The sequence below is a fragment of the Alteromonas sp. AMM-1 genome (genome assembly GCF_047290655.1).
Taxonomy (GTDB): Bacteria; Pseudomonadota; Gammaproteobacteria; order Enterobacterales; family Alteromonadaceae; genus Alteromonas; species Alteromonas mangrovi.
The window spans coordinates 1-11,219 of the sequence record NZ_JBLBUE010000112.1; the positions used below are offsets into that span (position 1 = coordinate 1).

At 48.6% G+C, this 11,219-nt stretch carries 8 protein-coding genes; 5 read left to right on the forward strand and 3 right to left on the reverse strand.

Annotated elements, in window-relative coordinates:
- Positions 1 to 816 precede the first annotated feature (816 nt).
- On the forward strand, positions 817 to 1,779 hold the full coding sequence (locus ACLR2L_RS14850; protein ID WP_413369136.1) for an integron integrase: 963 nt from the start codon (positions 817 to 819) through the stop codon (positions 1,777 to 1,779).
- 27 nt (positions 1,780 to 1,806) lie between these two features.
- Here the strand turns inward: ACLR2L_RS14850 and ACLR2L_RS14855 are convergent, their stop codons facing one another.
- Both ACLR2L_RS14855 and ACLR2L_RS14860 read right to left on the reverse strand, forming a co-directional pair.
- Positions 1,807 to 2,373, reverse strand: a complete 567-nt coding sequence (locus ACLR2L_RS14855; protein WP_140960214.1) for a phosphoribosyltransferase — start codon at positions 2,371 to 2,373, stop codon at positions 1,807 to 1,809.
- A gap of 132 nt (positions 2,374 to 2,505) precedes the next feature.
- Positions 2,506 to 3,711 carry a lipoprotein-releasing ABC transporter permease subunit gene (locus ACLR2L_RS14860; RefSeq protein ID WP_413369139.1) on the reverse strand — a complete coding sequence of 402 codons (1,206 nt, stop codon included), beginning with the start codon at positions 3,709 to 3,711 and terminating at the stop codon, positions 2,506 to 2,508.
- A 156-nt stretch (positions 3,712 to 3,867) separates the two neighbouring features.
- Between ACLR2L_RS14860 and ACLR2L_RS14865 the strand changes: the two genes are divergently transcribed.
- From ACLR2L_RS14865 to ACLR2L_RS14880, 4 genes are read left to right on the forward strand one after another with little or no spacing between them, the layout of a single operon-like run.
- On the forward strand, positions 3,868 to 4,461 hold the full coding sequence (locus tag ACLR2L_RS14865; protein ID WP_413369141.1) for a PilZ domain-containing protein: 594 nt from the start codon (positions 3,868 to 3,870) through the stop codon (positions 4,459 to 4,461).
- Positions 4,462 to 4,517: 56 nt separating this feature from the next.
- On the forward strand, positions 4,518 to 8,015 hold the full coding sequence (gene mfd / locus ACLR2L_RS14870) for a transcription-repair coupling factor (RefSeq protein WP_413369143.1): 3,498 nt from the start codon (positions 4,518 to 4,520) through the stop codon (positions 8,013 to 8,015).
- 2 nt (positions 8,016 to 8,017) lie between these two features.
- A complete protein-coding gene (locus tag ACLR2L_RS14875; protein WP_413369145.1) occupies positions 8,018 to 9,469 on the forward strand; it encodes a CsiV family protein in 1,452 nt (483 codons plus the stop codon).
- The gene (locus ACLR2L_RS14880; RefSeq protein ID WP_413369147.1) at positions 9,466 to 10,020 is read left to right on the forward strand and encodes a cob(I)yrinic acid a,c-diamide adenosyltransferase; all 555 of its coding nucleotides are present in this window, start codon (positions 9,466 to 9,468) and stop codon (positions 10,018 to 10,020) included. The genes ACLR2L_RS14875 and ACLR2L_RS14880 overlap by 4 nt, the downstream gene beginning before the upstream one ends.
- A 49-nt stretch (positions 10,021 to 10,069) precedes the next feature.
- On the opposite strand, the gene ACLR2L_RS14885 is transcribed toward ACLR2L_RS14880, so the two are convergent.
- Positions 10,070 to 11,219: SLC13 family permease (locus ACLR2L_RS14885; RefSeq protein ID WP_413369149.1), on the reverse strand; the 1,150-nt coding region annotated here is incomplete at its 5' end.

The following is an 11,219-nucleotide window of genomic DNA, read 5'->3' on the forward strand; positions in this document are numbered from 1 at the left end:
AACCTCTCTGGTTAGCATTGCATACAGAACCAAAAGCATAATTATCGAAGATGATATTACTGCATATTTAACAGCTCTTCTTGGTAAAGACTTTTGAGTCATGGTTACCTACTGACAGCTAACGCCCTAATTTGGTGGCACAAACATGTGGGCTACACTGCGAAGCAGAGCCCGCGTGTTTGTGTCCCCAACATTTGTTTGTTATGCGTGCGAGACTCCTGCCCCTCGCGGCTTTGCCGCCACCGCCCGCTACAACAAACTATTGATTTAAATAATAACAATTACCTTAAAACAACCCTGGGCGAAAAGCCAGATGATAAAACCACTGCTTGGGAAGCGAACTGGCTGAGAAAATTGTAGTGCCAATTGATGGCGTTACCGGGCTAAAACGAATAAGCGTTGCTCAAGCAGTTTTAAAAACTGACAACGGTGGGCACAAATACAACCTATTGAAACTGCCTTGCTCTAACCCGCTGCCGCCGCACTAACCACATGAGAAATAAACAACGGCGCATAACAATTTAATATGTATCCAAATGGTGTAAAAACTTACGCCAAAATGGTGTATATAATTCGTTCATAATAATCCTAGAAGTTCTTTTTTTACAACCCTTTAATATGCACTTTTGCTGTGCGGTATGAATCTGAGAGTGTCAAATACACCGCTACGGGTAATTATTTTTTTGCCTTTCAACAATCCCTTTATGGCGTTCTCATTTTTCCCATTTTATGCTGGATAAAATCATAAAAAACGCGCCCTAAGTTCAGTTAGCGCATTGTATGTAGCGTGGTAAATTTCTGAAAAAAGGAATTTACATGCGGTCACCATTTATCAATGCGGTCTACGAATTCATGATGCTCAAACGGTATGCTAAACGCACTATTCAGAGCTATTTGATTTGGATTGCCGACTATATTCGATTTCACAAATATCAGCATCCGAAGAAAATGGGTGATATGGAAGTGCGCGTTTATTTAACCCATTTGGCGGTTAAACGAAACCTTTCAGCCAGTACCCAGGCCAGCGCACTCAACGCATTGGTATTTTTGTATAGCAAGTACCTCGAACAGCCGCTTAGCACTGAGATTGACTTTGTAAATAGTGGCCGCAAGGCCAAATTACCAACGGTATTAACGATCAGTGAAGTGCAGCTTTTGCTTTCGAATATTCCTGAACGCCAGTCGTTACCTGTATCAATGCTTTATGGTAGCGGATTAAGGCTAATGGAGTGTGTGCGATTGCGTGTGAAAGATATCGATTTCGACTACCGCTGCGTGAAAATATGGAATGGTAAAGGCGGAAAGCATCGGGTTGTTACGTTATCCGACACCCTGGTAGCGCCGCTAAAAACGCAGAGAGAAAAAGTACAACATCTACTCGAGCGGGATAAAGCCAACCCAAAATACGCTGGTGTTTGGATGCCCAACCAACTTGCCAAAAAATACCCGGATGCCAATCAGTCGCTGGAATGGCAGTATTTGTTTCCGGCAAGTAAAACCAGCATCGATCCTGAATCTTCGCTAAGACGCCGCCATCATATTGATGAAAAGCAATTGCAGCGCGTGGTGCGTCATACCGCGCAGGAAGTTGGTCTTAAAAAATCCGTTACGCCACATACATTGCGCCATTCATTTGCAACGCATTTATTACTCAAGGGGGCAGATATTCGTACTGTGCAGGATCAACTGGGCCACAGCGACGTGCGAACTACACAAATATACACGCATATTTTACAGCGGGGAGGTAATGCAGTGGTAAGCCCGCTTGAACTGTTGTAATCCAAACGGGCCAAAAGCGCTGCCAGGTTATTCCTTGTCGTAAAGAATATCCATAACGGCAGCAAGTTCGGTTTTGCCTGCACGAACTTCTTCTTCGCTCATGTCGGCGATTTCGTGTGGGAACACTAACCAGTCATCACTTTCGTTTACAAAGTAATCCGGCACAATGTCGGTTTTGTTGTTTGCCGGCTTGTAATAAGGGCAAGCAATACGGATGTCTTTGGGCATATTCAACCGCATCAGCTTTTTAATCTGCTTGATTAATGCGTCTACACTGCGCCCGGAATCGAATACATCATCCACAATCAGCAACGCGTCATCGGCATTGGCATTCTCAATTAAATAATGCAGGCCGTGTACGCGAATGTCTTTGCTTTGTTTGTTAATACCGTAATAAGAGGAAGTGCGAACGGCAATGTGATCTGTAGGCACTTTTTTAAATTCGAAAAATTCTTGAACAGCAATACCTATGGGTGCACCACCGCGCCAAATACCCACTATAAACTGCGGGCGAAAGCCATCTTTGTACACTTGCGACGCGAGACGAAATGAATCCTGGAGCAAATCCTGCGACGTAATAAAAACTTTATTCATAGTGTCGGAACCGGGCGAAAAATAAAAACGAGATTATAGGTAAAAATCCGTAATATTGCACGGACAATACATAATTTCCTGACCATTTATTCAGGTTTTGCTTTATTACTGGTGAAACTAACTCAGACTGTTCTAGCCTTCTCGTTGTAAAATTCTGGCGGGCTGTACTTTCATCGCCCGCTGCGCCGGGTACCAACTGGCCAGCAAACATAGCATCAGCGAAAACAGCGTCACCCATACCACCTGTTGCCAGCGCATATCTACAGGCAACCCACTACCATCGGCCGATAACGCCAAATGAATACCCAATAAATCCAGCAAATCGTTAATAAACAGTACAGCTAAAATGCCTAATACCGCGCCAATGGCCGCCCCTTTCAAACCGTTTAGCACACCATTTATCATGAAAATAGCGCGCACATTACTTACTTGCATACCTTGAGAAAGCAAAATAGCAATGTCGCTGTTCTTTTCAGACACCACCATTACCAGCGCAGACACAATGTTAAACGCCGCTACGGCAATAATGAGCAGCAACATTAAAAACATCATATTCTTTTCCATTTTTACCGCGTCAAACAATGGGCCCTGACGGGAACGCCAGTCTGATGTAGCATACCCGGCAGATTGCAGCGTCTCCACAACCTCCTGATACTCAAACGCGTTATCTAAAAACAGCCGGGCATCGGCCACGCTACTGGCGGGTTTACGCATTAACCTTGTCAGGTCATCTACGTGCAAATACATTACTTTGTCATCCAGTTGGGAACCTAGATTAAACACCCCGGTTACCGTTACCAGTCGTTGGCTCGGCATTCGGCCATAAGGCGTATAAACGCTGGCACTCGCTACCATAATGCGGATCTGGTCTCCCGGGGTGACCTCCAGTTCCATAGCCAGCGCCCGGCCAATGATCACACCAAACTTAGTGGTATTGAGCCGGTCGAATGAGCCCTCCAGCATGTTTTTAGCCACAATGCTGTGCTGTTGCATAGCGTCTGGATCAACCCCTTGCAGTTGAACGCCACGCAGTGCCTGACGAGACTGTACCAGGCCTTCGGCTTCCCGAAATACACTCACAGCCCGCACACCGGGCAAAGCCAGACCGGTAATATTTTCAACCGGTGTATCATGGGCCACCACTTGCGGCACAATGCCTAAAATACGCTGACGAAGCTGGGCTTCAAAGCCGTTCATTACCGACAGCACCACAATCAGCGACATCAAGCCTAGCGCAATGCCTGCAATGGAAAATCGGTTTATAAACGCCACAAAACTATTGTGTTTGCCGGCAGTCGCGTATCGTGTTGCGATTAACGCACTCAGTGGTAATTGCATGAATTTGGGTTCCGGTACAGTGTTTCTGGCCTGGCGGGTTATGCCGTTGCGCCGCTGCGCGCACAATTCAAAACACTGTTATAATAAACAAAAACTTAAGCTCGCTGCATAATACGTGTAAGCTACTCAGCGCACAAGTCAGCCCGGAGAGGTAACGTGGATTCACTCACCCTGGAACAGAAGCAGGCACAATTTAACGAGTTCTTTTTAATTAGCCACGCGCTAAAGGTTAATGTACGCACGCTGCCAAGCGATTTTGTACTGCCTGAGCCGGATAAGTTAGAAGAACATATGCCTTATGCTTTTCGCATTGCCAGTGAGATGTCGTCAATCGAAACCCAGGCACTTCGCCCGTTACGAAATCTCAGTACGCATGCGTCGGATTTAGTCAATTACCTAACTCACCAGTCGCGCAAAATCGATTTGATGATGTCGTATATTTTGCACCAACAGGACGATCCAAATTACCGTACCGATAGTATCAGGTTCGGCGGTGGCGGTGTGGTTGTGAACCACAACTCAGAACTGGCTGTAGGCACAGTGGCTGAACTTAAGATCTTCGTAAGCGAAGAAGCCGCTGCCGTTTTCTGCTATGGCGAAGTTATTGCTTGCCAGCAAGAGTCTAATGGCTACCATATAGCCTTTATTTTTACCCGAATTCGAGAACAGGATCAGGAGCTATTGGTGCGTGCCAGCCTGCACTTACAAACGCAGCAGCTAAAAAAACGCAATCAATCCAATCAGCCTTAGTCCCGCGTGCTTGCGTGATAGCACCCAGCGCGCCTACATCACACTGAACAGGAATTATGACAGCCTCGCTTCTTTCATTGCCGTTACCTAAAGCCAGAACGTCCGCCAGTCATCAGGATCACCAGCAATGGGGTAATTTACAAGGCAGCAGCCGTGCCCTTGCCGTGGCGCGAGCAAGCCAACAAGCCAAAAAGCCATTGGTGTTAGTTACCGCCGATACCCCCTCTGCGCTAAAACTTGAAAAAGAAATCCGTTATTTCCTGGGTAAAGACGAGGCCACCACGCCCGTTACGCTGTTTCCCGATTGGGAAACCCTGCCCTACGATACCTTTTCACCGCACCAGGACATTATTTCTCAGCGGCTGGAAACCCTGTTCCGCTTAACGCAGGACCCAACAGGGATCTTTATCGTACCGGTGAATACCTTAATGCAGCGACTGGCACCGGTAGAATACATCGGCCAGCATTTATTATTGCTGAAAAAAGGCCAGAATCTCGACCGCGATACCTTCCGCCGACAATTGGAACAGGCCGGTTACCTGCACGTAAGCCAGGTGCTTAGTCACAGTGAATTCTCGGTTCGCGGCAGTATTATTGATTTGTTCCCCATGGGCAGCAAACACCCTTACCGCATCGACCTGTTTGATGATGAAGTCGATAGCATCCGTGTATTCGACACCGATACCCAGCGTTCAAGCGATCCTGTAAACGAAATTCGCATGTTACCGGCCCGCGAGTTTCCTACCGACAAAAATGCCCTTAACCTCTTTCGCAAACAGTTTCTCGACCGTTTTGAAGGCAGCAATAACGACGGTTCTATATTTGGGCAGGTTACCCGTGGCACTATGCCAAGTGGCGTAGAATACTATTTACCGCTGTTTTTTGAGAAAACCGCAACCCTGTTTGATTACTTCCATCCCGATACTCAACTTGTGCTGCACGGCGACGTAAACGACGCCAGTGAGTTCTTTTGGGCTGATGTGTCCGAGCGCTACGAACAATATCGCTACAACAAGGCGCGTCCGCTATTGGCGCCCAATGAATTGTTCTTACCCGTAAGTGAACTATTCTCGGGCATAAAACAGTGGCCAAGGGTGTCTTTGAGTCAGGAAGTACTGGATAACAGCGCAGGCAAACACAATCTGCACTGTGAAAAGCTCGACGACATCGCGCTTAATCCACAGAAAAAACAACCTGCGCAGGCCTTATTGGCGGCAATCGATGACGCCAAAGTACGCGGTGCAAAAATATTGTTTTGTGCTGAGTCTCAGGGCCGGCGTGAAAACCTGCTGGGCGTGTTGCGTAAATACCAAATCAAGCCGGTTGAGTTCAGCCATTTTAACGACTTTCTCACCAGTCATGAGCCTATCGGTATCAGTATTGGCATGGTGGAACACAGCTTCCGCTGGCGCAATCCCGACGGCGAATTGCTGTTTATTACCGAAACGCAGTTACTCGGACACAAAATTAGTCAGCGCCGTCTGCGTACGGCGCAAAAAGCCACCGATGAAAACGCCATTATTCGCAACCTGGCGGAACTCTCCGTGGGTCAGCCGGTTGTGCATCTGGATCACGGTGTAGGCCGTTACATTGGCTTGCAAACCCTCGATGCGGGTGGCATTCCTACCGAATACCTGTGTATTGAGTATGCCAAGCAGGCAAAGCTATATGTGCCTGTATCATCGTCACATTTAATATCGCGCTATAGTGGCGGAGAGCATGACAGCGCAACATTGCATAGCCTGGGTTCAGATGCCTGGGCCAAAGCCAAGAAAAAAGCCGCCGAAAAAGTGCGTGACGTCGCCGCAGAATTACTCGATGTCTACGCCAAACGCGCAGCAAAACCGGGGTTTGCCTATCCCATCAACTGGGAAGATTATCAGTTATTTGCCGATACCTTTCCGTTTGAAGAAACCCCCGACCAAATGCAAGCCATTAACGCCGTTATTCAGGATATGGGCGCGCCCCAGGCTATGGATCGTCTGGTGTGTGGTGATGTGGGCTTTGGTAAAACCGAAGTGGCCATGCGCGCGGCATTCCTGGCGGCCAATCAGGGTAAACAGGTAGCCATTCTGGTACCCACTACCCTGCTAGCACAGCAACATTACGAGAACTTTAAAGACCGTTTTGCCAACCTGCCATTCAGAATCGAAGTAATATCGCGCTTTGTTAGCGGGAAAGAACAAAAAGCCGTGCTCGATGGCATTGCCTCTGGCAACGTCGACATTGTAGTGGGAACACATAAACTGCTTAGCAATGACGTAAAATTTAACGATTTGGGCCTGGTGATTATCGACGAAGAACACCGCTTTGGTGTACGTCAGAAAGAGAAGTTCAAAGCGCTGCGCGCCGATGTGGATATTCTTACCTTAACCGCCACGCCGATCCCCAGAACGTTGAATATGGCAATGTCAGGCATGCGCGACCTGTCCATTATTGCCACGGCACCAGCGCGGCGTTTAGCTATAAAAACCTTTGTGCAGCAGCGCGACAAAGCAGTGATCCGCGAAGCCATTATGCGTGAAATTTTACGTGGCGGTCAGGTGTATTTCCTGCACAATGAAGTAGACACCATTGCCAAAACGGCAGAAGAAATTGCTGAAATCGTACCTGAAGCCCGCATTGCGGTTGGGCACGGTCAAATGCGTGAGCGTGAACTAGAGTCGGTCATGAGTGATTTCTACCACCAGCGCTTTAACGTACTGGTGTGTACAACCATCATTGAAACCGGTATCGATGTCCCCACCGCCAACACCATCATTATGGACCGCGCCGACCATTTGGGCCTTGCCCAGCTCCACCAGTTACGGGGGCGGGTTGGTCGCTCGCACCATCAGGCTTATGCGTATTTGCTCACGCCTCATCCCAAACGCATGACGCGCGACGCGGTTAAACGTCTCGAAGCGATTTCCAGCCTGGAAGACTTAGGCGCAGGTTTTGCTTTAGCCACGCACGATTTGGAAATCCGCGGAGCCGGTGAACTACTGGGTGAAGATCAGTCAGGGCAAATCGCAACAGTGGGCTTTACCCTTTACATGGACATGCTGGAGCAAGCAGTAGAGGCCCTCAAAGCCGGTAAAGAGCCGTCGCTGGATGAAGCTTACAGCCAGCAAACTGAAATTGAGCTACGCATTCCTGCGTTATTACCCGAAGATTACATCGCCGATGTAAACACCCGCCTGTCGCTATACAAGCAATTGGCCAGTTGTAAGCACAACGATGATATTGAAGCTTTCCAAATTGAATGCATTGATCGCTTCGGCTTGTTGCCCGACGCAGCTAAAAATCTGATTGCTGTTGCCGAACTGAAATTAAAAGCGCACAAGCTGGGCATTCAGAAAATGGATTTCACCAGTATTGGCGGTACCGTAGAATTCAAGCAAACCACCGCGGTAGACCCCGGTTTTATTATATCGCTGGTGCAAACACGCAGTCAGATGTTCAAATTTGAAGGCAGTCAAAAACTCAGGGTAGTAAAGAAAACCGAGACAGCAAGGGAACGATTAGCTATGGTGGAAGCGCTTATTGATGAATTTGCCAGGGAGACCAAATAAGCATGAGGCGGATTACTGCTTGTCTTATCGCACTCACTACCCTTTCAGGCAGCCCAGTGCTGGCCCAGGAAGACGATAATTGGTGGTTCGACATCGAAGTGGTGTTGTTTTCGCGCGCAACACCGGTAAACGAACTATCGGAGTCATTTAAAACGCAACAGCGCCTTACACCGCCTAAAACCGATTTGGATTTACTGTCGCAGTATTTTCAGCCTGACTTAAAGTGGGTGTATTCTTCGTTACCTGAGTGTAATAAGCCATCGTCGCCCATTTGGGCAGAGGCACCCGATTTAGAAGAGATCCTGGCTACATACTATGTGCCAGAGCCAACAGATCCGTACGCATCTGCACCGGAAGCCATCCCGGAATCAATGGAAAGCAGTGATAATGATGATAGCAACACTGACAGCGCAGACCCTCTGGCGAACAACGATCAAGGTTACCAACAGGACACGGTCAACGACGATCTTGAAGCGCTAACCGACAGCGAAGCAATCATAATCCCCCCATCACCTGAGTCGATTGCCGCCTATTGGTTGGAATCCCATGTTGGCGAGGCCATGCACAAAAACGTGCTTCCCCCAAAACGCAATCTGAGTTGTGTTGCAAGCCAACACCCAGAATTTGTTACCAGCTCAGCGCAATGGCATTGGCAAGGCCCCAACCTGCATGTGCCCTTCCCAAATCAAACACCGTTGATTATTCACGGCGCAGACTGGGCGCGTTCGCAAACGCCGCATTTGTTGTCGGAAGAACAACTTACCCAACAATCGCTATTTACCAGTGTGCGCTGGCGCAAAGGTATCGACCGGTTGGCGCACTTTGCCTGGCGTCAACAAGTCAAGTTTGGGCAGGATAAAGCCGACACATTTCGTTTGTTTGCTGGCAAAAACTATGCTGAGCAATTTACGCCTGAAGGCGAAATGCGCCCTGCGCCTGTTGAAGGCGTATTGGAATTAACTGATGCGGTAAACACAATCGCGGATGCGGCATTTATTGATCCACAAACGCTGAAAGCAGAACAAACTGCTGCGTTTTTTAACGAGTTGAATACACGCTTATCTCAGCCACAGCCAGTTAGCTTCGCAACCATGACTGCACAACCCGAACAAGAACCAGGCATCAGTGTCGATCCCTACAGTGCGCAATTAACGCCTATTTGGGAACTGGACGGGTTTATTCAGGTGTTTCTGAAGTACATCAACCGGGTGCCTTATTTGCACGTTAACAGCGAGTTGTTTTATCGTCAGCCAGTACCGGTTAACACCTCACAAACAGCGCAACCTGCTAATACCCAGGCTTACGAACTGGTGTCGGTACCGTTTAAACAGGTGCGCCGAGTGATCAGTACCCAATTGCATTATTTTGATCACCCGTTGTTTGGCATGGTGGTGCAAATTCGGCGCTACGATCGCCCACCGGCTGATAAATCATCTAACGCGGTAAAAAAATGAAAATCTACACCAAAACCGGCGATGCCGGACAAACCCAGGTTTATGTAGACAAACCCATTCGGGTGAGTAAGCACGATCCACTCATTGAGTGTTATGGGGCAATAGACGAACTGAATGCGCACATGGGCCTGCTTCACGCTCAACTGCAGGAGCTCTGGTCACATCACACCAGCGAACATGGCATATCGCTGAACTGGCTAACCCGCATTCAAAACAATTTGTTTAGTGCTGGCTTTGCCATGTCGGCCAGTTCACGATTACCGGAATCGGCAGTAGCTGAACTGGAGCAACAAATCGATACGATGCAACGGGTTCTGGCACCACAGACTCAGTTTATTTTGCCCGGTGGCAGTGTGCTTGCCTCGCAAGCCCACGTTTGTAGAACAGTGTGTCGTCGCGCTGAACGTCAATTGGTAAGGGCCAGTGAACACACCGATATCGCAGCGCCGGTTTTGCAGTTTATAAACCGCTTATCAGACTGGTTGTTCGTATTCGCACGGTATGTAAACCTATTGGCTAACCAGCCCGATACGCCGGTTACACCGGCTTAATCAATTATTAAGATACTGCACTTGATATTCAATTAAGCAGGTTACCCGGCTACAGCCGGGTAACCACCACCACGCCGGTAATCACCAGGCCCACCAGAATATTTAACACAGTCCCCTCGCGTACCATAGTTTGAATGGGGATGCGGCCGCTGCCGTACACAATGGCATTAGGCGCGGTAGCCACTGGCATCATAAACGCACAGCTTGCACTAATTGCCGCAGGCATCATCAGCACAATAGGATCAACCCCAATGGCTGCCGACGCGCTGGCCAATATAGGCATTAACAAGGTTGCGGTGGCAGTATTGGAGGTGATTTCGGTTACAAAACTTACCGCCAGGCACAGCAGTAGCAGGGTTAATACCACAGGTAACACCGACAGTCCGGTTAATGCTTCGCCCAGCATTTGGCTTAACCCCGAAGCGGTAAAGGCTTTCGCCATACAAATGCCACCGGCGAATAACAATAGCATACCCCAGGGAATGGACTCTGCGGTGCGCCAATCCAGTAACTGCCCGGGCTTTTCTTTGTCCCCATCAGGTACCAGAAACATTAACACAACACCCGCGATGGCAATGGTGCTGTCATTCACCAGCGTCATGCCAGTCCAGGCCGACCAGTAGGGGCGGAAAATCCAGGCCAATGCCACAAAACCAAATACGGTTAACACCCGCTTTTCCGCTGGACGCCAGCCGCCGGCTTTGGGTAAGTCACACGGCGGCATTACATTTAAGTGACGGGTAAGCCAGAACGACATAATTGGGATCGAAATTAGCACCACCGGCACCCCGGTCATCATCCAGTTTAAAAAGCTGAGTTCGATACCGGTGGTTTGTTGATACACGCTCATAAAAATAATATTCGGCGGCGTGCCAATGGGTGTACCCACACCGCCCAGACTTGCTGCATAGGCAATCCCTAACAACAATGCCGTAGCGAGTTTTGGCGAATCCATCGAGGTGATAATTGCCATTGCAATGGGAAGCAACATTAACGCTGTGGCAGTGTTGGAAATCCACATGCTCAATACGGCAGACGTTAGCATAAAACCCAATACCAGCCGTTTGGCACTGGAAGAACCACATAATCGCAACATGTATACCGCGATGCGTCGGTGAACACCGGATTTTTCCAGGGCTTTAGACAACATAAATGCGCCCATCAGTAACAGGATCACATGACTGCCTAATGCAGACGAC

Excerpts from the sequence above, each read along its gene's own strand:
- ACLR2L_RS14850 (WP_413369136.1), top strand. The coding sequence starts at position 817 with ATGCGGTCACCATTTATCAATGCGGTCTACGAATTCATGATGCTCAAA.
- ACLR2L_RS14855 (WP_140960214.1), bottom strand. The coding sequence starts at position 2,373 with ATGAATAAAGTTTTTATTACGTCGCAGGATTTGCTCCAGGATTCATTT.
- ACLR2L_RS14860 (WP_413369139.1), bottom strand. The coding sequence starts at position 3,711 with ATGCAATTACCACTGAGTGCGTTAATCGCAACACGATACGCGACTGCC.
- mfd (WP_413369143.1), top strand. The coding sequence starts at position 4,518 with ATGACAGCCTCGCTTCTTTCATTGCCGTTACCTAAAGCCAGAACGTCC.
- ACLR2L_RS14875 (WP_413369145.1), top strand. The coding sequence starts at position 8,018 with ATGAGGCGGATTACTGCTTGTCTTATCGCACTCACTACCCTTTCAGGC.
- ACLR2L_RS14880 (WP_413369147.1), top strand. The coding sequence starts at position 9,466 with ATGAAAATCTACACCAAAACCGGCGATGCCGGACAAACCCAGGTTTAT.